The organism is Bacillus sp. T17B1, assembly GCF_026796395.1.
GTDB classification, from domain to species: Bacteria; Bacillota; Bacilli; order Bacillales; family Bacillaceae; genus Bacillus; species Bacillus spizizenii_A.
This window is the reverse complement of the sequence record NZ_JALAYA010000031.1, coordinates 1-22,229: the sequence shown is the minus strand read 5'-3', so window position 1 is coordinate 22,229 and position 22,229 is coordinate 1. Positions and strand designations below refer to the sequence as shown.

The following is a 22,229-nucleotide window of genomic DNA, read 5'->3' as shown; positions in this document are numbered from 1 at the left end:
ATTGTTACCTTGTTTTATTATACACGCCCAACTATTTTTTTGAAATTTCTATTATATGAATTGCAACTAAAAAAGAGCCTGCAAGGGCCCTTTTTTAATTTAAGGAAATCGGATTTGGAGCAGCTGGTACCGGAATTGCCTCTGATACGTCATATCTGCCGATTTTTTTTGTTCTGGTTTCCGTAAAGGTCACTTCTGAAAAACCAAACTCTTTTGCTGTTAAAAGTAGTCCCTCAATCATTAAGATACCAGCAAGGGAATCCTCAACTTCTGAGCCTTTTGAGAAGTGAATATATAAGTGTTTTTGTTTCTTCGTTACAGATTGGACAGCCCCCGTTTGAATTAGAGGAATTGTATCTGCATCATTGTTCGATTCCATATCCTTAATGGCTTCTTTTACCGTATCGAATGTTTTTTCTGACGGTACGAGAAAGTTCCCTTGTTCATTTTGATACAAGTAATAAGCTCTTTTTGACTGTTTGGGAATCGTAATTTCTGTAAAGGTGCCATATGAGCCTATACGGACTCCACTTTCGTTTTGATATGATAAAAATTTAATTTTTTCATATGGACTCCATTTTAAAGATTCTTTCAGCAATTTTTTTAACAGTTTATCATCCTTTACAGAAAAAGCCTGAATAGGCTGATGGACTCGTATACTTAATTCCTTCTGGTTTGGTTTTTCTATTACCTCAAGTTCATTTATGAAGGACGGAATTGTAATAGCATGATCAAGGATATCCAATTCACTGTTTACAGACAGCATGTCCTGGATCGTTTGGTCTGCGTTTGTTTTTTTAATGCTGATGGGTATGATGGCGGATGTATCGGCATCAGCAACCGCTACAGTGATGTAGTTTTTCTGTTCCTTTTCAGGAACAACAAACGATGTCTGATCCAAGGATGATACAGCTTTTGGGCTGTCTGCTGTCTCGGTTTTCGTTACAGCGTTCTCTTGGGACGCTTCTTTTTGTTGAAGCTGTGCCTGGTCAAAGAAATGAGGAGAAATAATGAAGGCGATAAAAACCGCAATTGTAGCGGCACACGCGGGGCCAATCCACCTAACAGCGGGCTTTTTTTTGCTTTTTGCCATCGTCAGCCGCTTGTAAATATCCTGAGGCGAACGATGGTCTTTAACTGCCGGAAGTTGACTTAACAACTCCTTTATTTGTTCTTCGTTCCATTCTGACTTCATCATCCATTAGCTCCTCCCTCAAAAGCTCCATATGTTTCCGAAGTACTTTGAGCCCTCTGTGTTGGGTCGTTTTGACTTTGCTTTCCGAGAAGCGCAGAGCATTGGCTGTTTCCTGAATTGAATATCCCTGAATAAACCGCAAGATGATCACAGCTCTTTGATCGATCGTGCATTGATCAAGCGCAGCATAAATTTCCCGGACATTTTCATGTTGAACAGCAAGTTCGTCCGGAAGCAATTGCTGATCTCTGACATCCTGTGTATCCCAATCAAATGTGCCGAGTATACGCTGTCTGATCGTCTGCTGTTTACGGAACCAGTCTATCGCAACATGGCGTGCGATCGACAAAAGCCATGTCTTTTCACTGCTTCTTCCTTCAAACGTATGATAAGAATGTAATACGCGGATATAAACCTCCTGAAGAAGATCTTCTGCCTGGCTTTTATCCTTTACCATATAAAATAAAAATTGGTACAAATCTTGATGATATGTGTCATATAATAATTGAAAGGTTTCTTCCATTTGAAACCCCTCCGTTCACTTTTTTGTCGTATTAATAGCTTGAAAAGTTACATTACAACTATATTACGAGAAACTGGAATTTGGAAGGGAATTTATATTAACATATCCTTAAATTTTATTAATATTGGCCTTTAAAAAAACACCCGCTCGATTAGCGGGTGTTTCTTATGGAACAAGATTCTTCGGCAAATTCAGACCCAATTTTATGGTTTTGTCGGAATATAAAATGTAAATGTCGTTCCTTTATCCATTCGGCTGTGCACCGTAATCGATCCGTTGTGGGCTTCCACGATATTTTTAACGATAGCCAACCCAAGACCTGTTCCTGCTCTGCCTCTTGTCCGCGCTTTATCTGCTTTATAGAACCGCTCAAAGATAAATGGCAGATCTTCTTCCGGAATGCCAGATCCAGAGTCTTTGATATCAATTTTCAATCCATCTTTCACAGAATGGGCTGCAATGAAAACACTGCCGCCCGATGAAGTATGCCTCAGCGCGTTATCAATCAAGTTGGTAAATACCTGCTCCATCTTGTCTTCATCAAACATAAATTCTTCTTCAGTGAGAGAAATGTCTTGATGTAAAGTAATATTTTTTTCTTTAGCAACACCGGAAAATTTTCGAATGATTTTCTCTAAAAATTCATTGACATTGATTTTTTCATAATGCAAACCTGTATGGCCTGATTCCATTCGGGCTAGATCAAGCAAATCATTGACTAGACGGCCCATTCGCAACGATTCATCATATATGATTTGAGCTATTTCTTTCCGGTCTTCTTCAGAGCTTGCAATGTCATCAACAATTGCTTCACTGTACCCTTGAAGCATAGAGATCGGTGTTCTCAACTCATGGCTGACATTTGCGATAAAGTCCTCCCGCAGCTTATCAAGACGGCGTTCTTCAGTCATGTCGCGCAGCACGGCAACTGCTCCTCTGACATGCGATTCCGCATATAGCGGCGACATCAAGAGCACCCATGATCTGCCTTGCAGCGTCATCTCAACCATTTGCTCTTTTTCAGTGCTGACAGCATTTTGGAACAGCTCTTTTGCTTCAGGCGGAAGGTTATCGCCTTCTTTAATATTCATATTCTGCTCATAATACCAAGCCTGTAGAAAACGTTCGGCCGGAGGGTTTGTCACAAGAATTGTACCGTCGATATTAATGGTAATGACCCCGTCAGCCATACTGCTCAAGATGTTAGAAAGCTGCTCTTTTTCTTGATTGAGCGCATTAATATGAAAGTTAAGCTGCCGGCCCATTTGATTAAAAGCGGTTGCCAGTTCACCGATTTCATCCTGAGTTAAAATCGGGATTTTTGTATCGAACTTGCCCTTAGCCAAATCCTGTGCGCCTTCTCTCATTTTTCGGAGCGGATACGTGACCCTGCTTGATAAGAAGAAAGCAAAAAATGTGGTCAGTATAATTGCAATTCCCGCGGCCAGGAAAATATAGCGGGTCGTGTGCTTTGTTGTATCTTTAACGGCAAGCAAAGACTGAGATAAAAAGACCATGCCTTTCTTTCCGTCTTTTTCATACGGGACACCTACAATCAGACGTTCATTATCCGTGTCTGTATTGCTCAGCCCCGTTCGTTTGCTTACTTTTTTATGGTCTTGGAGAGCTTTATTCAAGTCTTTGTCATGCTGTATTTGCTCAACCGTAATGGACGACAGCCGATTTTTATCGTTCGGGGAATACCAGTGCTTTTTCTCATCCTGAATAATGGCAATGCTTGTTAAGTTATCAGCGAGCTCCCAAGTGATTGATCTTGCCAGTGCCTGGTCCTCGTGATTTTCTAGGATGACAGCAACTTTATTCGCAAGCTGTGTTAAATCATTCTCGGCTTCTTCCACATGATAATTCTCAATAAATTCCAGCAAAAGAACCGTTAAAATGAACAATACGATCAACACAAGCGAAAGGATCGTAAACCACAGCTTGCCTACTACGCTTTTCCAAAATTTCATTCAGCGCCTACCTCAAATTTATAGCCTACACCCCATACGGTGACAATTTTTTTCGCAGCTTCCGGAGATACCTTGTTCAGCTTCTCTCTCAGGCGTTTGACGTGAGTGTCTACTGTCCGCAGATCACCAAAAAACTCATATTGCCACACTTCTTTCAGAAGCTTTTCCCGATCATACACTTTGTCAGGTGTTTTCGCTAAGAAGTATAAAAGTTCATACTCTTTCGGCGTCAGGCTTACTTCTGTTCCATCAGCCATTACGCGATGGGCATCATGGTCAATGGACAGATGTGAAAACACGAGTACATTTTTCGTCGGTGTATTGGCATTCAAATAAGAGGTTTGGGATGCTCTTCTCAAAAGGGCTTTTACCCGCAGCACGACTTCTCTCGGGCTGAACGGCTTGACAATATAATCATCTGTTCCCGCTTCAAATCCCTGCACCCGGTTTGCTTCTTCTCCTTTTGCAGTCAGCATGATGATTGGTGTCGCTTTTTTCTCCCGAACTTGCCGGCACACTTCAATTCCGTCAGTCCCCGGCATCATCAGATCAAGCAAAATTAAGTCATAATTGGCTTCAAGCCCTTTGGCAATGGCTTCATCACCATTTTCCGCTTCGTCTATGACATAATTTTCACGTTCAAGGTACATTCTTAAAAGGCGGCGAATTCTGGCTTCGTCATCAACTACTAATATTTTGGTTTCGTTCGTTTGGTCCATCGTTTTCCCCCTGCTTTCCTTCTGTTACTTTCATTTTATCAAATCATGAGAAAGTTTGAGAACTGTGTCGCTTTCTAAGGACTATGCATAAGAATGAAGTCCGGCAAGCACTAGATTTACGAATATTAAATTAAACATAATAATAGCAAAACCGATTACGGCCAGCCATGCTGACTTCTCACCGTGCCAGCCTCTTGACAGTCTTAAGTGCAAGTAAGCGGCATAGAACAAAAACGTGATCAGCGCCCATACTTCCTTCGGGTCCCAGCCCCAAAATCTGGTCCACGCGAGCTGAGCCCAAATCATCGCAAAGATCAGCGCGCCGAGCGTAAAGATTGGAAACCCGATGGAAACGGCCCTGTACCCAACCTCATCCACCAGATCAAGATTGACGTTTTTTACAAGCGGATGTAACAGAGCGCTAATTCTTTTTCTGATGATCAGACGAAGCGCGCCATACAAAACAAGCCCTGCTCCAAATGACCAAATCACTGTGTTCACCTTTCTCCCTGAGAAAAGGGCAGGAAGCTCAGCAAGCGGCTCCATTCTCCCCTCGGTCAAAAGCTCCCCCTGATGCGGGCCGACAAGCGCAGGCATTTCGTACACCATCACGCTTTTTTCTTTATTTTTATCCACCCAGTTAAACTCCGCTTCATAGCCTGCGATACGAAAAGCTGATGTGATCGCAATAAAGGCGACAGTTGTGACCAGGATAAACATAATCGCTTCAAGCCAGAACGTTTTTTTGCTTGGTTTTGTCTGGTCTACGTGCTTCAATAGAAAGATGACACCTGCGACGAAGCTGATGGCAAGTATAGCTTGCCCAAGCGCGGCTGTTGTTACGTGAATATACAGCCAATTGCTCTGCAGTGACGGAATTAAGGGTGAGATATCCGTCGGAAACATGCTTGCATAAGCGATCAGCAATAAAGCGATTGACAGCGTAAACAGGCCCAACGAAGGCAATCTATAGATAAAATATAAAATAATAAACGCCAAAACAAGCATCATGCCAAAGGCAGTGGTGAATTCAAACATATTGCTGACAGGCGCATGGCCGCTGGCAGCCCACCTTGTGATGAAATATCCCAAGTGGCAGAGAAAACCAATAATAGAAAGGGTCATTCCTATGTTGGCCCATCGGTTTGGCTTGCCCTTTTTATCTTTATTTCCGCGTATGGCCCCGCCGAAAATCGGGACAGCGATTAAATACACAAGAAAGGCCGCATAAAGAAAATTTCCGCTCAGCTCTGCCATGACATCACTCCCTTTTCGCCTATTTCTGTGTTTTGATTAATTCTTTTTGGTCCTCCGGTTCAGTCAATCCGGAATCAGCCAATACAAAGGCTAAATCCTTCTTCAGGCCATACCAGTTTTTATTCGTATGCCCCGCCACCATGACTGTGCCATCCTGCGAGTGCAGCCAGATTCTTCGGTGCTGCCAGTACATACCTTGAATGACACCGATCATAAAAATGGCTCCGCCGACGGCAAGCACCCAGAGCGTCAAATCCTTTCTGACTGTGAGTCCAGTAATGTTTTTCGTCTCGACATGGTCAAATTTCAGCTTGTATTTATTGCTGCCTGAGCCTTCGATTGTTTCTTGGATGGCAACAAAGCTTTTTTCACCCTTCGGTTTGTCCGGCGTTATGATATTAAAAACAAAAGCCGGGTTGTTAGGGATTTTTGTTTTTGTACTCGGCTCTCCATCCTGATTAAAATAGAAATCTGGCAGATAGCTGGCAACTTCAACTTTGTAACCGTTACCAAGATCATAAACCGAATCTGGATCCAGAAGGTTGATCTTCAAGCTCCCAAAGGATTTTTTGGTTTTTTTATCTATTAGTTGGAACACCATCTGATCAAGCTGATTCTCTTTATAATCCACCTGGTAAACGGAAAAGGAATCAAAACGCAGTGGCTGATTGACACGAATGTCCTTTTCTGTTACTTTTTTCAGCTTTGGTTTCTCGCCATAAACAATTTTTCCTTCTCTCTTGTAGAGTACGGCATCTGTTTGGAAGTTCTTTGCAACTCTGCCGTCCCCGACTCTGTCAATGGCATCTGCGAATACCTTTTTTTCTGTTTTGCTGTTATAGGTCTCTACGCTGAATTGATTGTTTTTCAAATAATATTTTCCTTCTGTTCCCGGAATTGCTGCAGTTTCGCCTTCTCTGACCCAAAGCGTTTCATCGACGTACATGCCAGGAACAAATCTCAGCATCGCACCTATCAGAAAGATAATCAATCCAATGTGGTTGACATACGGGCCCCAGCGTGAAAAACGCCCTTTTTCGGCAAGAAGACTGCCCTCTTTTTCTCTGATCCTATAATGCTTTTTCTTTAAGAGAGCAGCAATCTTTTCTTTTGCTTCCCCGTCCAGTACAGTATCCGTTTCACTGAACAAGCGCTGCCTTCTTAAAAAAGCAGGACTCCTTCTGACACCTTGGTTTTTTAACGCTCTATACAATGGAATGACCCGGTCGAGGCTGCAAATCACAAGTGAAATGCCGATCGATGCAATGAGCAGCAAATACCACCAAGATCCATATAAATGGTGAAACCCGAGCAAATAATAAAGCTGGCCGAACGTACCGTACTGCTCTTTGTAATAAGTATCAGCCTGTGCGCCCGGAGGCAAATAATCTTCTTGGGGAAAAATGGTGCCGAACGCTGATGCGGCAAGGGTTATGACGATAAGCCAAATTCCCACCTTAACCGAAGAAAAGAAATTCCAAATTTTATCGATGATCGTTTTGTTATAGGTTTGTGAACGTCTTGCACTTCCGTCATATCTCATATCAGCAAGCGGAGGCTGAGTTTCTTGGAGAGCTCTGCCGCACGATTCACATAGAACGGTTCCGACCGGGTTTACATGTCCGCATTCACATTTGACTTGTTTCATCCCGAAGTCTCTCCGGGTTTTATTAGATTCATATAGTCATGTATCATGCTTTCTGTCATAGTGCCGGTCACCACCTTGACAACTTTTCCTTCCGGATTGATTAAAAAGGTTGTCGGAAGCGGAGATACGTCATAGGCATCAAGCACTTGGCGATCTGTATCCAGAACAACCGGGAAATTGACTCCGTAGGATTTCATAAAATTATGTACTGCTATCTTTGACTCCCCAACATTTACCGCGACAATTTCGACACCTTGGTCTTTAAAATGCTTATATTGGTTCGCCATATAAGGGAATTCTTTTTTGCACGGTTCACACCATGTACCCCAGAAGTTCAAAAAAACACCTTTTCCTTTTAAGTCACTCAGCTTGATACGTTCCCCATTCGTATCTTCAAGGACAAAAATAGGTGCATCGGACCCTTCGGATATACTCTCTTTACCGGCAAATACAGCGTTGTAAATGGTATAGCCAAGTGCACAGATTAAAACGAGAAGGATGCCGGTCCGAATGAATAAACGCCTTTTTTTCTTCATTGTCCACTGCCCCCTTCCCCTATTGCAGATCCATTCAATTATATCATTGCACGTTCATTTCACATTTCTTACTTTTTGAAGGTTATGTGAAATTTAGAAAGCGTTTTTACCATGATCCGCCAGCGCTCTGAGCCTTTTGACTTCATGCGGTGTTAGCTCTCTGGCATCTCCCGTGTGCAAGCCTCGCAGGTTTAAAAACGCGTATTCTTCACGCTTCAGCTTGATTACCTCATGCCCGATCGCTTCGAACATCCGGCGCACCTGTCTGTTGCGTCCTTCATGAATCGTCAGCTGAATAATGCTTGTTTGCTTCTTCTTATCCAAAGACAGCAGCTTCGCTTTCGCAGGCGCCGTTTTGCCTTCTTCAAGCCTGATGCCGCGCTCCAGCTTTCTGAGCAGCTCTTTAGGCGGGATCCCTTTCACCTTCGCCACGTATGTTTTGTTGATTTCATACTTAGGGTGCATCAGCTTATTGGCAAACTCGCCGTCATTGGTTAAAAGCAAAAGACCGCTCGTATCATAATCCAGACGCCCAATCGGGTAAATGCGCTGCGGGACTTCTTTAAAAAAGTCCGTCACGACTTTGCGCCCTTTGTCATCTTGGGCTGCAGAAATAACGCCTCTTGGTTTATATAAGAGAAAGTAAACCGGCTCTTCACGTTCAACCTTTAACCCGTTTACCTCAATCTGATCAGAACCGGTAACTTTTACACCAAGCTCTGTTACTACTTTGCCATTCACCTTTACTTTTCCTTCTTTAATCAGCTCTTCTGCCTTTCTGCGCGATGCAACTCCGGCATGAGCAATCACTTTTTGCAGTCTTTCCATGTCTTTCACCTCAAGTATTATCTTACTTTTTTCAACCCTAACAAACAAGCTTTTTCAAATTCCTATGCCAAATCTAAAAAAAACGCCGTTTTCAGGCGCTCCCAAATAATAACGTAACGATGATGATAGATGCAACTACGCCGATTAAATCTGCAAGAAGTCCCACCTTTAATGCATCACCCATTTTTTTAATGCCGACCGCTCCGAAATACACAGTCAGTACGTAAAGCGTTGTATCTGTTGATCCCTGCATGACCGAAGCCAGCCTGCCGATAAAGGAATCAGGTCCGTATACTGCAATTAAGTCTGTCGTCATGCCAAGTGCAGCCGTACCGGAGATCGGACGGATCAGCGCAAGCGGCACTACCTCAGCGGGGATGCCGATAGCAGAGAAAACTGGTTTTAAAAGGTCCATTATAAAATCAAGCGCGCCTGATGATCTGAAAACAGTTATGGCGACAAGCATTCCGACTAAGTAGGGGATAATGGAAAAAGCGATTTCTATCCCTTCTTTTCCGCCTTCGACGAACGATTCATATGTGGGAACCTTTTTAATAGTTCCATAAAGAAGAATTCCGGCAATTATGATCGGAATCATGGCTAAAGACAGCCAGTTGATGATTTCCATCCGCTCACCTTCCCTTCTTTTTGCGGCGGTAATAAAAATACCGGTCAATGATAATGGCGCCGATTCCGGAAATAAGTGTCGCTAAAATACTAGGTCCGACGATATCCGTCGGCGTTTTGGAGGAATAAGCCATTCGAACAGCGATTACGGTTGTCGGAATGAGGGTGATGCAGGACGTATTCACCGCTAAAAAAGTAATCATCGACCGGCTTGCTTCCGTTCGGTTCCCATTTAGCTTTTTCATTTGCTCCATTGCTTTAATGCCAAGCGGAGTTGCTGCATTCCCGAGACCGAAGAAGTTCGCCATGAGATTAGATAAAATGTAGCCCATTGCCGGGTGATCCGGCGGTATATCAGGGAACAGTTTAGATATAAAGGGCCTGCACATCCGGCTGAAAATATCCAAAAGCCCTGATTGCTCGGCTATTTTCATTAAACCAAGCCAGAAAACAAGTACGCTCATCAGTCCGAATGAAATTGTAACGGCTTCCTTTGCACCCTTAAATACGGCTTCATTTACATCTTGCAGAGTTCCGTTGCACATCGCAAAAACAAGTCCGATCACAGTTAAGCTGACCCAAATTATATTGACCATTTTGCCCCGCCAGCCGCATTCAAAAAGATTGATTTAAACGTTTCAAAAAATCGTTTCTTCGGTTTTTGATGTCGGTCATTTTCATAATAGATCGGCACTTTTGCGATGGTTTCATCGTTGAACATGATCTTCATATGCCCTACGATGTCGGGAATTTTTGAGGCGTCTTTTTCCCATGTTTTCTTCGGCTTAAGGAGCGTGGTTTGAATGTTAACATCTTCTTTTTCCTCTTCGGTTAGCAAATAGGTGATGTCACGTTTGATAAATGCCTTCGATTCATAAAATGTGCCTTTCAGCTTTGGAATGTCCCCTTTTTTCGCAATTAAATAGGTTTGATAATGATCAAATACATAGTTAAACATCTTCATATGATCATCCCAATCGTTAGGGTCATTTATGGTGACGGCTATCAGATCTATGCCGTCCTTTGAAGCCGTTGAGACCAGTGTCCGTTTTGCAAGTTTTGTATAGCCTGTTTTTCCTCCTGTACTGTATCGATAAAGCATAGTCAGCAGTTTATTTTTGTTTTTCCAGACGCTTTCCATCGATTCTGCTTTGTATATTTTCGTGCCGGAAATCTTTTGATAGTCTTTCAGCTTCATAGCGTATTTGGTTAATATGGCCATGTCATAAGCTGTTGAGTAATGATTTTCATGGTCGTCCAATCCATGCGGATTTTGAAAACGGGTATTCTCCATGCCAAGCTGCTCGGCTTTTTGATTCATCATATAAACAAATCCATCGAGGCTTCCACCGACATGTTCAGCAATTGCGACAGCGGCGTCGTTTCCTGATCTCAGCATGAGGCCATACACAAGATCTTTTAATTTCACTTTTTGACCTTCTGTTAAATAAATGGCAGAGCCTTCTGTTCTGACAGCATTTGACGAAACCGTCACCGTTTCATCCATTTTGCCGGATTCGATGGCGAGAACGGCCGTCATGATTTTTGTGATGCTTGCAATCCGCCTTTTCTGATGCTCATCTTTGGCAAATAACACTCTGCCTGACGCTCCGTCAATAACGATCGCGCTTTTTGCACTGACATCTATAGCAGCATGTGCTGTGTTCACATTTACATTTGCAATCAGAAATAAAATCATGACCATAAATACTGTTTTTTTGAAAATGCGCATGTTTGCTCTCACGTCCTTGTGGTGGTTTGTACAAGTTTATGCGCATGTCCACCAGTTATGAATAACAAATATGGATCTGCAGGCAAACATAAAAAAACTCTCCCTGAAAAAGGGAGAGTAAAAATTATCTGATTGGCGCCATGCTTGATCCGGACGCCTCGTAATGAGCCAGCTCTTCCCTCATCTTCAGAAAGGCTGCGCTCAGCGGCAATAATAATTGCTCAAGGGATGCAGGAACAGCATGGTAAAACTCAATTGCGCTGACCCCGGTATAAGATGCCCGGCTATTTTCACACCACGTGTCTTTTTTCGGCATAAAGAACTCTTCAATGCATTGGTGATATACATTATAAAGTGTTTTTTCCGCCCTGGCTTCCTGAAAAGGCTCCTGCGTCAGGAGACGGCGGCACGCTTCTGCGCCTCCTTCACAAAATACTGTCATTCTTCTCAGAGTGCTCAGCACATCACAGCAATACCCTTTCTCAGTAGGCAATTCAGCCTGTAAGGACTCCAGCGTCGTTTGATTTAGGTAATCGTTAACGGTATTGACAACCATTGATAAGAATTCGCCTGTTTTTTGAGTCTGCGCTCGCACAATCGAATGTCCCATTTCGTTTGGTATCTTCCCCTCATGTCTTTGTCTCTCACATTTTGCTTCTTTCATGATAGCTTCTTCCTTATATCTTATGATGATGAAAAAGCGCGATTCATTAAACTTCTATTTTATATCTTCGAAGGTTTGGTTAAAGTTTTCAAAAAATAAATCTGCTTCTTCTTGAGGAACGTCTTCTTCCGCATTTTCAGGCAGCGGCGGAAGCTCGTCCAGCGTTTTCAGACCAAATTGTTCAAGAAAAGTCGGCGTTGTGCCGTATAAAATAGCCCGTCCCGGGCCGTCAGCCCGTCCGACCTCACACAATAGCGCCTTCGCGACAAGGCTGTGTAAAATACGCTCTGATTTTACACCTCTGATTTCTTCAATTTCTGCTCTCGTAATCGGCTGTTTATATGAAACAATAGCCAACACTTCCAAAGATGCTTGAGACAGGCCCTTTGATGGCACTTCAATCAGTTTTTTCAAGTATGGCGCAAAATCTTTTTTGGTAGAGAGCATGTACGTATCTGCATATTCAATAAGTTCAATGCCTCTTGTATCCCCGCGGTATTCGTCCGCTACATCCGCCATGATGGTATTCAGTTCTGGCTCTTCGATTTCAAGCACTGTTAACAGCTGCTTTTTTGTGAGCCCTTCATCGCCAGCCGCATAAAGAAGGGCCTCCACTATAGCTTTCCAATTCACGATATCAAGCCCCATGAATGGATTCACTCCCCATAATGTAAATATCTGAAAAATTATGCTCCTGTTCAATGAGCACCAGCTGATTTTTCATCAGCTCGAGAACAGCTAGAAAAGTCACAACTAAATGGTCTTTTTGCTCATACGGAAACAGGTCCATAAAGTTAATTCTCGTTCCTCTTGATTTCAGGCTGTGCACGATTTCGTTCATTCTGTCTTCAATTGGTATTTCTTGTCTGGTAATTGTTGTTGCTATCGGCCTAGTTATTTTTTGGCGCTTCAGCACTTTTTGAAAAGCCCCGATCATATCATAGACCGTGACAGAGAGCTTTTGCTCAGACTGTTTTACTTCTTTTGCATATTCGCTCAAATCACTCGGCGGTTTTGTGAACGATTTTTGTCTTTCTTCTTCCCGTTCTTTTAAATCCTTCGCCGCATCTTTATATTTTCTATACTCGATCAGCTTTTCAATCAATTCTTCCCGTGGATCTTCTTCTTCAAGTAATTCATCTTCAAAAAGCTCCTCCTCTTGCTTCGGGAGCAGCATTCTGCTTTTAATGCTGAGCAGCGTGGCAGCCATGACCAAATACTCGCTAGCAATATCGAGCTCAAGCACACGCATCGTATGTACATATAATAAATATTGTTCAGTGATCTTCGCCACAGGTATATCATATATGTCAATTTCAAGACGATTGATTAAATGAAGCAGCAGGTCCAATGGGCCCTCAAACGTATCAATTTTTACTTGATATTCTTCCATCATCTCACCATTTTCAAGTATCACTCTCATTGCCGGATAAACTGGCTACCCTTTAGTATAAGCCACCAAAAAGCTCTCGTCCAATACTATTTCATTTCCTGTTTTAAAGCATTTGTACAGAATATTCAAAATAAAAAAAGAGTTCGCTCTGACTATAACAAAGGAGGCGGGAGAAAAAAGTCTTAGCGGCAGTTCCCCTTTCAAAACCGGACTAAGCGTTCTTTTTTCCTTTGCTCCTTCCTGTGTTACACTAAAGGCAGATTAAAGGAGGAAGCATCTTGTATCCAAAAGCTTATATCGATTATCTCGTTGAATTTCACGCGACACGGGATTACTTTGAATGCCATGAAATATTAGAAGAATATTGGAAGGAAGATCCGCCAAATAATCGAAAAGTTTATTGGGTCGGTTTTATACAGCTCGCGGTTGCTTTGTATCATCACAGAAGGCAGAATACAGCCGGGGCAAAAAGACTGATGGCGAACAGCATCCGGATTCTTCGAGCGGAAAAACAAGCGGTCGAAGGCTTGGGGCTTGATCATAGCCGCTTACTCGAACTTATGCAGTCGGTTTACGAACAAATCGAAACAGGCGCTTCCTATAAAAGCATTATGCTGCCGATCAAAGATGAGAAGCTGGAGGAAGCATGCCGAACTGAATGCAAGAAAAAAGAGTACACATGGGGGCAGCCCAGCACACTCACCGATACGTTTCTTATCGACAAGCACCGTTTGCGGGATCGGACTGACGTCATCCTTGAACGTGAAAAAGAAATAGAACGGAGAAAAAAAAGCAGAGGCTGATTTCAGCCTCTGCTTAATTATTGTATGAAATGTCTTGATCCTGCTGACCTTGACAACGTTCGAAAAAGCTCTGCGTTAATTCATTTGGAACCAGTACCTGCGTTTTAAATAAATGCTTTAAAGCATCCATCATCTGTTTTCCGATTCCTTGATGGCGATGAGAAGGATTCACACTGATATGCCGGATCTCTACCTTAGAATCCTTTTTTTCAACTCCGATTGCTCCGACAATATCCTCGTCCTCTTTCCAAAGAAAGAGCTGGCGGTCTGTATCCGTTTCGTAGTCCTTAATTGTCTGCTGAAGCTGCTTAAGATCTTTTTCATTCGGCATGAACGAAAGAAGTCCCATCGCAATCTTTTCAAACGATTTTTTATAACGAATTAACATAAAAACCCCTCTATATCCAAAATGTCCAGTCTGCTATTAACGGATACGAATAGGTGATCCGTTTTCTCACATTATATCATTTTCGCCATATTTTTAAACTGTTTTCAGCAAATTATTCAAATGAACGGTTTAAATTTGCCATTTCTATGGCAGAAACAGCACAATCTACACCTTTATTGCCCGCTTTTGTGCCGGCACGCTCGATCGCCTGTTCGATGTTTTCAGTTGTCACAATTCCAAAGATGACAGGTACACCCGTAGTGTTTGCTGCTTGCGCGATGCCCTTTGCAGCTTCATTGCAGACATAATCGTAATGTGTCGTCGCGCCTCTGATGACAGTACCCAGTGTGATAATAGCGTCATATTTTTTTGATTCCGCCATTTTTTTCGCTGCAAACGGTATTTCAAATGCGCCTGGCACCCAAGCCACATCGATATCATTTGTGTCTACGCCGTGTCTGAGCAACGCATCTTCCGCACCGCTCAGCAGCTTGCTTGTAATAAAATCATTAAATCTTCCTACTACGATTCCAATTTTAAGACCTGTACCAACTAAATTTCCTTGTATGATATTCATATGATTCCCATCCTTTTTTGTGATATTTGTGATTAGAAATGAAGTAAATGACCCAGCTTGTTCATTTTGGTTTGCAAATATTTTTTATTGTGCTCTTTTGCCTCCATTTGAAGAGGCACTCTTTCTGAAATGCTGAGGCCATAACCTTCAAGGCCGGCAATTTTTCGAGGGTTATTCGTCAAAAGCTTCATATTCTGCACACCGAGGTCGCGTAACATTTGTGCACCGATGCCATAGTTGCGAAGGTCAGGCAAGAATCCAAGCTCCTCATTGGCTTCTACGGTGTCATAGCCTTGTTCCTGAAGCTTATAAGCTTTTAATTTATTGATTAAACCGATGCCTCGGCCTTCTTGGCGCAAATACAAGAGCACTCCCCGGCCTTCTTCGGCAATTTGCGTCAGCGCGGCGTGCAGCTGCGGGCCGCAGTCACAGCGATGAGATCCAAACACGTCACCTGTGAGACATTCTGAATGCACCCGGACCAACACCGGTTCTTCACCGAACGGCACATCTCCCATCACAAATGCGACATGCTCTTTTCCGTCTACCTCATTTGTATATCCGTAAACCTTGAATGTGCCAAAATCAGTAGGCAGCGTAATGTCGACTTCACGCTCGACAAGTGTTGTTAGATTGTAACGGTATTGAATCAAATCTTTAATGGTGATCATTTTTAATTGATGCTTTTTCGCAATTTCAATGAGCTCAGGCACTCTTGCCATCGTTCCGTCTTCATTCATAATTTCACAAATGACGCCCGCTCCTTGAGATCCACAGGCTTCGGCAAGATCAACAGCAGCTTCTGTATGACCCGCTCTTTTCAGGACACCTCCTTTTTTCGCAATCAGCGGAAAAATGTGTCCGGGACGCTGAAAATCAGACGGCACAGATTTGCTGTCCAGCAATGCTTGAACGGTAAAGGATCTTTCTTGAGCGCTGATGCCTGTTTTCGTTTTACGGTGGTCAATGCTTACCGTAAATGCAGTATGGTGAGAATCTGTATTATGCTCAACCATAGGGTGAAGATCAAGCTTGTCTGCGATTTCCTCACTGAGCGGCGTGCAGATCAGCCCTCTTCCGTGTGTCGCCATAAAGTTAATCACTTCTGGAGTTGCATGCTCGGCAAGAGCCACGAAGTCTCCTTCATTTTCTCTGTCTTCATCATCTACAACTATGATGACTTCGCCTTTTTTTAAAGCGTCTAGTGCTTCTTCTATCGGATGAAACATGCATATCTTCCTCTCTAAAAGCCGTTTTCACTTAAGAAGGCTTTTGTTATGGATTGTTGGGTCTTATTTTCATTGGCTTTATGCAAAAATCGATACATATATTTTCCGATCATATCGCATTCGATATTCACTTTAGAGCCAATCGTTTTTTCTGAAAAAGTCGTTTCGCTGATCGTATGCGGTATTAAAGAAATTGTCACTGTGTCTTCTGTCAGCCCGAATATGGTTAAGCTCACGCCGTCCACGGTAATTGATCCCTTTAAGACCAGTGTTTTTGTTAAAGACGGGTCCATCTTTACATCATAGTAAACAGCGTTGCTTTTCTCTTCAATTCGGGTGATTTCAGCAGTTCCGTCGACATGGCCTGAGACGAAATGGCCTCCGAAACGGCCGTTTGCCGCCATCGCTCTTTCCAGATTTACTTTGCTCCCTTTTGATAATTCATTTAGTGACGTAGCTTTGACTGTTTCGGGCATAACATCCACTGTGAATTGATTGTTTGTAAAATCAGTGACAGTCAGACAAATGCCGTTCACTGCAATGCTATCTCCCAGATGAACATCCTCTAAAATCTTTGAGCATTTGATTGTTAAGGCCATTGAATGCCCTGCTTTTTTCATGGATTCGATTGTGCCTGTTTCTTCAATAATTCCTGTAAACATGGTCACCATCCTACTCGTTTATCGGTTTTGCCGTTAGTTTGATATCACGGCCAATTTGGGTTATATCAGTGAATTGTAATAAGGGGACATCTTTCATAGATTGAAAACCTTCACCGGAGATTAAGCTGGGAGAATGCGTTCCTCCGATTAGTTTAGGGGCAAAATAGAAGATGATTTCTTGAAAACAGCCTTCTTTGACAAAGCTTCCGTGAACAGCTGAACCGCCTTCCACGTACACCGACATAATGCCTTCTTCCGCAAGGATTTTCAAAACATCGGAAACTTGAATGCGCTCAGTTTCAAGTGTAAATATGTTCACACCGAGAGCTGAAAGCCGTTTTTTCTTTTCTTCGTCTGCACGCGCTGTTGTAAAAATCCATGTCGGCGCTGCTTGATCGCAAATCACTTGAGTGTCCTCAGGAATCGAGAGTGCGGTATCAAGTATCACCCGAACCGGCTGTTTTGTCACACCCGGCAGCCTGCAAGTTAAACTCGGATTGTCAGCTATTACAGTGCCAACTCCGACTAAAATGCTTTGGTGTGTTTTCCTGTATTGCTGAGCATCCTGTCTGGCAGCCTCTGACGTGATCCATTTGCTGTCGCCCGTGCTGGTAGCTGTCTTTCCGTCAAGGCTCGCGGCAGCCTTTAGTGTGACGTAAGGGAGGCCTGTCCTCATGAAGTGCAGAAATTTTTCATTCAGCTTCTCCGCCTGGTCAGCTAGGATACCTACCTTTACTTCAATACCGGCTTTTTCAATCATGCTGATCCCTCTTCCAGCCACAAGCGGGTTAGGATCTCTCATCGCCACGAACACTCTTTTGATGCCAGAGTTGATAATCAGTTCTGCACATGGCGGTGTTTTTCCGTAATGGCTGCACGGTTCGAGTGTAACGTAAATATCCGCACCTTTTGCATGGGATCCGGCCATATGAATGGCATGAACTTCTGCATGTGCTTCGCCATATTTTAAATGGGCGCCCATTCCGACAATTTGTCCGTCTTTAACCACAACAGCGCCGACGAGCGGATTAGATTCGGTCTGTCCTTCGCCCTGCTGCGCAAAATCTAATGCCAGCTTCATATAATACTCTTCCATTTGTTTCCCTCCCCTCTTTTGTTATTTACCGTCAAAAAAGGCCCCGAATTTTTAAAAATCCGGGGCTTTAGGTATTTTACGCAATAGGAAATAACACTATGCATTTTTGATACAATTGCATAGCGGCACATCATCCTTCTCCCATCCAGACTTTCACTGTCGGCTTCAGCTTAAACTGAATCCACCGCACGCTTATGCACACGGGTCACGGGCTCTAAAGCGAATTCGCTTTACTACCGCCGGTCGGGATTTCCACCCTGCCCCGAAGGATACAATCTTTATTCATTTGTCCTTATTGGCTATTATAGCGATCCTTCTTAAAGTACGCAATGAAATAAACTTACAATTTCAGAAAAACAAAACGTCACCCTTCAATCCGAAAGGTGATGTTTTGTTAATCATTTACTTTGGCAACCTTGATTAAACCATCGATCCGCTTTGATTTGCTGAAGTATGCCTTTATCTTGTCGCCTTCTTTTATATCAGACAAATCCTGATTTAATTTTTTTCCGTTGAAGATGATTTTTGTGCCGTTTTCTGCTTCTCCATGATACTCTGAGCCGTCAATTTCCGTCACTTTATATTCCTGGATGGTGTATTCCTCTTCTTCCGAGGACAAGGTTTGTCCAATTGCTGTCGGAACATCCTTCAGTTCAACATCTTTTATGTACATATAACCGCCTGCAAGTAAAAGCAAAAGCACTAACAGAATGGTAATCTTGGTTTTTATTCTTCCCATTTTTAAACCTCCAGCCAATATGAATCTATTCATTCATATGAGTTATTCCTTTTTTTCATGAATAAAAAACCGTAAATTCTCGTAAATTATCAATATAACGATGCATAACGGGAATATGTTTCACATTTCTGCAAAAAATTCTTTTCTATAGTTATACGAATTTATGTTCTGGTTTTGGGGGATGAACGAAAAAAGGAATAAAAAAAGCAGCCTCCTGTTCAGGAAACTGCTAGATCCTAATTTGTTTTGCGCATTTCATTAAACGGGTAGAAAACAAACTTAGACTTGCCCGCAATTTGTTTTTTCGTGAAGAGGCCTAGCCCGTTTCGGCTGTCCATTGAGTTCCGCCGGTTGTCACCCATCACAAAATACTTGTCATCAGGCACTTTAACCGGGCCGAAATCATCGGTCAAATGGTCATAACCGTCCTGCTTCGCCCTCTTTTTATTGGGTGCCAAATAAGGCTCGGCCACCTTTTTCCCGTTAATATAAAGCTGGTCGTTCTTCATTTCAACCCTATCTCCAGGCAGGCCGATAATCCGTTTGACATAGTGGACATCCTCCCCGTTTAATACAACGATGTCTCCTCTATCAAACTCGCCGATGTATTTGACTGTCATATTGACAAAAACCCTTTCACGGTCATGAAGTGTAGGATACATAGAGTCTCCATCAACGACATACGGCGCAAAAATAAAATGGCGAATGAGCAAAGCGAGAACGACAGCAATTACAATTGCTTTTGCCCATTCTAATATTGTTTTTTTCTTTGAAACATTTTCTGATTTCAACTGATTTCCTCCAATAATCAACGATCTTCCATTTATGTTATCACGAATCAAAAAGAAATCCCATCAGGATCATTGACATGATTTTTACACTCTCTATTAATCTTCATCTTCTACCCAAAGCATGCCTATCTTTTTCTTGTCAACCACAACCAGTCCTGCATCAAATGCCGCTAGGGAAATTGGTACACAGGGGAGTCCGAAAAGTATTGCATAATTCAGAAGCGATAGGTTTAGAAGAAAGAGAGTATTCGTATGCTAAATCTTTAGATCATATATCTATCATGAGGTTTACGGGCAGCCTGCTGAAGTTACTGGAATGTTGGCGGCAGCCAATTCCAATGTGCAAATCTGGCATCCCGTTTTCCTCCATCATATTTTTAAAATCATTGAAGCCATTAGCCTCCAAAAAACAAATCCAATATGTTGCCGGCTGTTGAGGATTCTTTGTTATACAACTCTGAATATCCGCAATTCTTACAGTACACCACGAGAAAACGATTATGCTGCACGTCAAACAATTTCGATAATCCCGTGCCGGTTGTGGCGATTTCTTTTTGTCCCGCTTCAGTACTTCCGCATTTTATACAGCCTTTATTGTTCATAACGCCGAGCTCCTTTTCATAACATCACATTTGTTTTGATTATTTTACTACAAAATCCCATTTTCAATGAACCATTTAACTTTAAAGTTTTCTTAATTTTACATATGAAATCGACATAATAAGCTGATTTTTCCAGTTTGAATTTGAACGAATACCCCATGACTGGCTAAAAAATGCAAAGCTTAAAGAATCAAAGATAAATGTTTTTACAAATCAGTTTGCGTGCTTATCGACTCTGACACTATATATAAAAAAATAGAATAATATGCATGGTGTGATTGATTATCCTATAACAGCACAGTGCAGGGGGCAGTTTTATGATCAGGCCATTAACTGTGTCTGTGGTTTGGTTCCGGCGGCTTGAATACGGGACATCTTCATCTCATTTTATCATCAAGCGAAAAGACGAGGAAACACCCGCCACAAAGTCTCACTTTAATCTAATACATGCCTGTTTATTAACCGCCTTCAGCACTAGGGGGGTTTTTATGGGTATATTTTTTAAAATAAAAAAGCTCCCCCGATACGAGGAAGCTTTTCGTCTGCCTATTAGCCTTCTACACGAACTTCTTTCATGACGTCGCCGTTAGACATGTTTTTCGCGAATTCTAGTCCGCTTGTTACTTTTCCGAATACAGTGTGAACACCGTTCAAATGAGGCTGCGGCTCATGAACGATGAAAAATTGGCTGCCTCCAGTGTCTTTTCCGGCGTGTGCCATAGAAAGTGCGCCCGCTTCATGTGTATGCGGATTTCCTTCTGTTTCACATTTGATTGTGTATCCCGGACCGCCTGTGCCAGTTCCGTGAGGGCAGCCGCCTTGGCTCACGAAGCCTGGAATCACTCGGTGGAATGTAAGCCCGTCATAAAAGCCCTCGTTCGCAAGCTTTTCAAAGTTTGCGACAGTACCCGGTGCTGCTTCAGGATAAAGTTCAAATTCAATTTTGTTACCATCTTCTAATAAAAAGTAACCTGTTTTCAATTGTATGCCTACTTTCTTTATTTTAATTTTCAAAGGAGATTATGTATGATAGGTTATAGCCTGTCTCTCCTTGTCGCGGCTATTATACCACACCTTTCGGGGGAAAACGAATCTCTCGGCTTTACAAAAAATAAAAATGAAACCTATATCTCTTTATCTCCGTCTAACCTAACGGAACTGTATTTTCATCATGATTCAGGTCCTCGCAAAGCAGCTCTATTCAGCTGCTTGTGAAATTGAAGGAGGTCAAACTGCTTTGAAAAAAATATGGATTGGAATGCTGGCAGCGGCCGTTTTGCTGCTGATGGTTCCGAAGGTCAGTCTCGCGGATGCCGCAGTTGGAGATGTCATTGTAACACTTGGTGCTGATTTGTCAGAATCAGACAAACAAAAAGTGCTTGATGAAATGAATGTCCCTGATAATGCCACAACGGTAACTGTGACCAATAAGGAAGAACATGAATATTTAGGTAAATATATATCAAGCGCTCAAATCGGATCAAGAGCGATTTCTTCATCATCGATAACCATTGCCAAAAAAGGCTCTGGTCTGAATGTTGAAACACATAATATCAGCGGCATTACAGATGAAATGTATTTAAATGCCCTGATGACAGCCGGTGTGAAAGATGCGAAGGTGTATGTTACAGCACCGTTTGAAGTATCAGGGACTGCGGCTTTAACTGGATTGATTAAGGCGTATGAAGTTTCCTCTGATGAAGCGATTTCGGAGGATGTTAAGCAAGTAGCCAACCAAGAGCTTGTTACGACATCAGAGCTTGGAGACAAAATCGGTAACGAAAATGCGGCTGCGCTCATTGCAAAAATCAAAGAAGAGTTTGCTAAAAATGGTGTGCCTGACAATAAAGCTGACATTGAGAAACAAGTGGATAATGCAGCTTCTGATTTAAATGTTACACTTACAGAAAGCCAAAAGGATCAGCTTGTCTCCCTATTCAATAAAATGAAAAATGTTGACATCGACTGGGGACAGGTCGGTGACCAGCTTGATAAAGCGAAAGATAAGATTACGAAATTCATAGAATCAGATGAGGGCAAAAACTTCATCCGGAAAGTCATTGATTTCTTCGTATCTATCTGGAATGCGATTGTTTCTATATTCAAATAATAAAAAGCGCCGAGAAATGAAGTGCACCCCAAATTTTAGACACAGTCTAAAATTTGGAGGTGCTTTTTCTTTTGGCTAAATTTAAAAACGAAGAAAAAATCAACGCGGTCTTACGCTATATAAAAGGCAACGAGAGT

At 42.4% G+C, this 22,229-nt stretch carries 25 protein-coding genes, 1 pseudogene and 1 riboswitch; of the genes and pseudogenes, 3 read left to right on the top strand and 23 right to left on the bottom strand.

Annotated elements, in window-relative coordinates; translation table 11 throughout:
* Window positions 1-94: 94 nt before the first annotated feature.
* The 14 genes from MOF34_RS14710 to scpA all read right to left on the bottom strand — a co-directional run bounded on the left by MOF34_RS14710 (window position 95) and on the right by scpA (window position 13,095).
* The gene (locus MOF34_RS14710) at window positions 95-1,198 is read right to left on the bottom strand and encodes a sigma-X negative effector (RefSeq protein ID WP_268400643.1); all 1,104 of its coding nucleotides are present in this window, start codon (window positions 1,196-1,198) and stop codon (window positions 95-97) included.
* The gene (gene sigX / locus MOF34_RS14705) at window positions 1,134-1,718 is read right to left on the bottom strand and encodes an RNA polymerase sigma factor SigX (protein WP_019714813.1); all 585 of its coding nucleotides are present in this window, start codon (window positions 1,716-1,718) and stop codon (window positions 1,134-1,136) included. The genes MOF34_RS14710 and sigX overlap by 65 nt, the downstream gene beginning before the upstream one ends.
* A gap of 203 nt (window positions 1,719-1,921) precedes the next feature.
* Window positions 1,922-3,691, bottom strand: a complete 1,770-nt coding sequence (resE, locus tag MOF34_RS14700) for a sensor histidine kinase ResE (protein WP_019714814.1) — start codon at window positions 3,689-3,691, stop codon at window positions 1,922-1,924.
* Window positions 3,688-4,410, bottom strand: coding sequence for a DNA-binding response regulator ResD (resD, locus tag MOF34_RS14695; RefSeq protein ID WP_019714815.1), 723 nt, complete (start codon window positions 4,408-4,410; stop codon window positions 3,688-3,690). The genes resE and resD overlap by 4 nt, the downstream gene beginning before the upstream one ends.
* Window positions 4,411-4,491: 81 nt before the next feature.
* Window positions 4,492-5,667, bottom strand: coding sequence for a cytochrome c biogenesis protein ResC (gene resC / locus MOF34_RS14690; RefSeq protein ID WP_019714816.1), 1,176 nt, complete (start codon window positions 5,665-5,667; stop codon window positions 4,492-4,494).
* A 19-nt stretch (window positions 5,668-5,686) separates the two neighbouring features.
* Window positions 5,687-7,315, bottom strand: a complete 1,629-nt coding sequence (gene resB / locus MOF34_RS14685; protein ID WP_268400642.1) for a cytochrome c biogenesis protein ResB — start codon at window positions 7,313-7,315, stop codon at window positions 5,687-5,689.
* Window positions 7,312-7,851, bottom strand: coding sequence for a thiol-disulfide oxidoreductase ResA (gene resA / locus MOF34_RS14680; RefSeq protein ID WP_268400641.1), 540 nt, complete (start codon window positions 7,849-7,851; stop codon window positions 7,312-7,314). Before resA ends, resB begins: the two co-directional genes overlap by 4 nt.
* 93 nt (window positions 7,852-7,944) lie before the next feature.
* A complete protein-coding gene (rluB, locus tag MOF34_RS14675; RefSeq protein ID WP_019714819.1) occupies window positions 7,945-8,679 on the bottom strand; it encodes a 23S rRNA pseudouridine(2605) synthase RluB in 735 nt (244 codons plus the stop codon).
* A gap of 91 nt (window positions 8,680-8,770) precedes the next feature.
* Complete coding sequence (gene spmB, locus MOF34_RS14670; protein ID WP_003223896.1) at window positions 8,771-9,307, bottom strand: spore maturation protein SpmB; 537 nt, start codon at window positions 9,305-9,307, stop codon at window positions 8,771-8,773.
* 4 nt (window positions 9,308-9,311) lie between these two features.
* Window positions 9,312-9,902 carry a spore maturation protein SpmA gene (spmA, locus tag MOF34_RS14665; protein ID WP_014114249.1) on the bottom strand — a complete coding sequence of 197 codons (591 nt, stop codon included), beginning with the start codon at window positions 9,900-9,902 and terminating at the stop codon, window positions 9,312-9,314.
* Window positions 9,890-11,038: a D-alanyl-D-alanine carboxypeptidase DacB gene (gene dacB / locus MOF34_RS14660; protein ID WP_268400640.1), complete on the bottom strand. Its 1,149-nt coding sequence runs from the start codon at window positions 11,036-11,038 to the stop codon at window positions 9,890-9,892. The genes spmA and dacB overlap by 13 nt, the downstream gene beginning before the upstream one ends.
* Window positions 11,039-11,162: 124 nt before the next feature.
* Window positions 11,163-11,702 carry a YpuI family protein gene (locus tag MOF34_RS14655; protein WP_019714821.1) on the bottom strand — a complete coding sequence of 180 codons (540 nt, stop codon included), beginning with the start codon at window positions 11,700-11,702 and terminating at the stop codon, window positions 11,163-11,165.
* A gap of 54 nt (window positions 11,703-11,756) precedes the next feature.
* On the bottom strand, window positions 11,757-12,350 hold the full coding sequence (gene scpB / locus MOF34_RS14650) for an SMC-Scp complex subunit ScpB (protein ID WP_019714822.1): 594 nt from the start codon (window positions 12,348-12,350) through the stop codon (window positions 11,757-11,759).
* Window positions 12,340-13,095 carry a segregation/condensation protein A gene (gene scpA / locus MOF34_RS14645; protein WP_268400639.1) on the bottom strand — a complete coding sequence of 252 codons (756 nt, stop codon included), beginning with the start codon at window positions 13,093-13,095 and terminating at the stop codon, window positions 12,340-12,342. The genes scpB and scpA overlap by 11 nt, the downstream gene beginning before the upstream one ends.
* A 278-nt stretch (window positions 13,096-13,373) precedes the next feature.
* Between scpA and MOF34_RS14640 the strand changes: the two genes are divergently transcribed.
* Entirely contained in the window at window positions 13,374-13,898 is a 525-nt protein-coding gene (locus tag MOF34_RS14640; protein ID WP_268400638.1) for a DUF309 domain-containing protein, read from the top strand.
* Between the two features lie 13 nt (window positions 13,899-13,911).
* Here the strand turns inward: MOF34_RS14640 and ribT are convergent, their stop codons facing one another.
* The 8 genes from ribT to MOF34_RS14600 all read right to left on the bottom strand — a co-directional run bounded on the left by ribT (window position 13,912) and on the right by MOF34_RS14600 (window position 19,982).
* Window positions 13,912-14,286: a GNAT family N-acetyltransferase RibT gene (gene ribT, locus MOF34_RS14635; RefSeq protein ID WP_019714825.1), complete on the bottom strand. Its 375-nt coding sequence runs from the start codon at window positions 14,284-14,286 to the stop codon at window positions 13,912-13,914.
* Window positions 14,287-14,398: 112 nt separating this feature from the next.
* Entirely contained in the window at window positions 14,399-14,863 is a 465-nt protein-coding gene (gene ribH / locus MOF34_RS14630; RefSeq protein ID WP_019714826.1) for a 6,7-dimethyl-8-ribityllumazine synthase, read from the bottom strand.
* Window positions 14,864-14,895: 32 nt separating this feature from the next.
* Window positions 14,896-16,092: a bifunctional 3,4-dihydroxy-2-butanone-4-phosphate synthase/GTP cyclohydrolase II gene (locus MOF34_RS14625; protein WP_268400637.1), complete on the bottom strand. Its 1,197-nt coding sequence runs from the start codon at window positions 16,090-16,092 to the stop codon at window positions 14,896-14,898.
* Between the two features lie 14 nt (window positions 16,093-16,106).
* Window positions 16,107-16,754, bottom strand: coding sequence for a riboflavin synthase subunit alpha (gene ribE / locus MOF34_RS14620; protein WP_019714828.1), 648 nt, complete (start codon window positions 16,752-16,754; stop codon window positions 16,107-16,109).
* A gap of 10 nt (window positions 16,755-16,764) precedes the next feature.
* Window positions 16,765-17,850, bottom strand: coding sequence for a bifunctional diaminohydroxyphosphoribosylaminopyrimidine deaminase/5-amino-6-(5-phosphoribosylamino)uracil reductase RibD (ribD, locus tag MOF34_RS14615; RefSeq protein ID WP_268400636.1), 1,086 nt, complete (start codon window positions 17,848-17,850; stop codon window positions 16,765-16,767).
* A gap of 129 nt (window positions 17,851-17,979) precedes the next feature.
* Window positions 17,980-18,124: riboswitch (FMN riboswitch) on the bottom strand.
* A gap of 120 nt (window positions 18,125-18,244) precedes the next feature.
* On the bottom strand, window positions 18,245-18,589 hold the full coding sequence (locus MOF34_RS14610; protein WP_019714830.1) for a hypothetical protein: 345 nt from the start codon (window positions 18,587-18,589) through the stop codon (window positions 18,245-18,247).
* Between the two features lie 236 nt (window positions 18,590-18,825).
* Complete coding sequence (sipS, locus tag MOF34_RS14605; protein WP_268400635.1) at window positions 18,826-19,380, bottom strand: signal peptidase I sipS; 555 nt, start codon at window positions 19,378-19,380, stop codon at window positions 18,826-18,828.
* 395 nt (window positions 19,381-19,775) lie between these two features.
* Window positions 19,776-19,982 carry a zinc ribbon domain-containing protein gene (locus MOF34_RS14600; protein WP_268400634.1) on the bottom strand — a complete coding sequence of 69 codons (207 nt, stop codon included), beginning with the start codon at window positions 19,980-19,982 and terminating at the stop codon, window positions 19,776-19,778.
* 299 nt (window positions 19,983-20,281) lie between these two features.
* Between MOF34_RS14600 and MOF34_RS21040 the strand changes: the two are divergent.
* Window positions 20,282-20,354 (top strand): annotated as a pseudogene (locus tag MOF34_RS21040) (spore germination protein); the annotation flags it as partial.
* 177 nt (window positions 20,355-20,531) lie between these two features.
* Here MOF34_RS21040 and MOF34_RS14595 read toward each other — a convergent pair.
* Window positions 20,532-20,963 carry a peptidylprolyl isomerase gene (locus MOF34_RS14595; RefSeq protein ID WP_003223931.1) on the bottom strand — a complete coding sequence of 144 codons (432 nt, stop codon included), beginning with the start codon at window positions 20,961-20,963 and terminating at the stop codon, window positions 20,532-20,534.
* Between the two features lie 256 nt (window positions 20,964-21,219).
* Between MOF34_RS14595 and MOF34_RS14590 the strand changes: the two genes are divergently transcribed.
* A complete protein-coding gene (locus MOF34_RS14590) occupies window positions 21,220-22,092 on the top strand; it encodes a DUF1002 domain-containing protein (protein ID WP_268400633.1) in 873 nt (290 codons plus the stop codon).
* The last annotated feature ends 137 nt before the right edge of the window (window positions 22,093-22,229 follow it).

Coding starts and splice junctions, on each gene's coding strand:
- scpB (WP_019714822.1), bottom strand. CDS start 12,350: ATGGGGCTTGATATCGTGAATTGGAAAGCTATAGTGGAGGCCCTTCTT.
- resD (WP_019714815.1), bottom strand. CDS start 4,410: ATGGACCAAACGAACGAAACCAAAATATTAGTAGTTGATGACGAAGCC.
- scpA (WP_268400639.1), bottom strand. CDS start 13,095: ATGGAAGAATATCAAGTAAAAATTGATACGTTTGAGGGCCCATTGGAC.
- sigX (WP_019714813.1), bottom strand. CDS start 1,718: ATGGAAGAAACCTTTCAATTATTATATGACACATATCATCAAGATTTG.
- MOF34_RS14625 (WP_268400637.1), bottom strand. CDS start 16,092: ATGTTTCATCCGATAGAAGAAGCACTAGACGCTTTAAAAAAAGGCGAA.
- resE (WP_019714814.1), bottom strand. CDS start 3,691: ATGAAATTTTGGAAAAGCGTAGTAGGCAAGCTGTGGTTTACGATCCTT.
- resC (WP_019714816.1), bottom strand. CDS start 5,667: ATGGCAGAGCTGAGCGGAAATTTTCTTTATGCGGCCTTTCTTGTGTAT.
- resA (WP_268400641.1), bottom strand. CDS start 7,851: ATGAAGAAAAAAAGGCGTTTATTCATTCGGACCGGCATCCTTCTCGTT.
- spmB (WP_003223896.1), bottom strand. CDS start 9,307: ATGGAAATCATCAACTGGCTGTCTTTAGCCATGATTCCGATCATAATT.
- MOF34_RS14710 (WP_268400643.1), bottom strand. CDS start 1,198: ATGATGAAGTCAGAATGGAACGAAGAACAAATAAAGGAGTTGTTAAGT.
- rluB (WP_019714819.1), bottom strand. CDS start 8,679: ATGGAAAGACTGCAAAAAGTGATTGCTCATGCCGGAGTTGCATCGCGC.
- spmA (WP_014114249.1), bottom strand. CDS start 9,902: ATGGTCAATATAATTTGGGTCAGCTTAACTGTGATCGGACTTGTTTTT.
- dacB (WP_268400640.1), bottom strand. CDS start 11,038: ATGCGCATTTTCAAAAAAACAGTATTTATGGTCATGATTTTATTTCTG.
- MOF34_RS14600 (WP_268400634.1), bottom strand. CDS start 19,982: ATGAACAATAAAGGCTGTATAAAATGCGGAAGTACTGAAGCGGGACAA.
- MOF34_RS14610 (WP_019714830.1), bottom strand. CDS start 18,589: ATGGGAAGAATAAAAACCAAGATTACCATTCTGTTAGTGCTTTTGCTT.
- ribT (WP_019714825.1), bottom strand. CDS start 14,286: ATGTTAATTCGTTATAAAAAATCGTTTGAAAAGATTGCGATGGGACTT.
- ribE (WP_019714828.1), bottom strand. CDS start 16,754: ATGTTTACAGGAATTATTGAAGAAACAGGCACAATCGAATCCATGAAA.
- ribH (WP_019714826.1), bottom strand. CDS start 14,863: ATGAATATCATACAAGGAAATTTAGTTGGTACAGGTCTTAAAATTGGA.
- ribD (WP_268400636.1), bottom strand. CDS start 17,850: ATGGAAGAGTATTATATGAAGCTGGCATTAGATTTTGCGCAGCAGGGC.
- MOF34_RS14655 (WP_019714821.1), bottom strand. CDS start 11,702: ATGAAAGAAGCAAAATGTGAGAGACAAAGACATGAGGGGAAGATACCA.
- resB (WP_268400642.1), bottom strand. CDS start 7,315: ATGAAACAAGTCAAATGTGAATGCGGACATGTAAACCCGGTCGGAACC.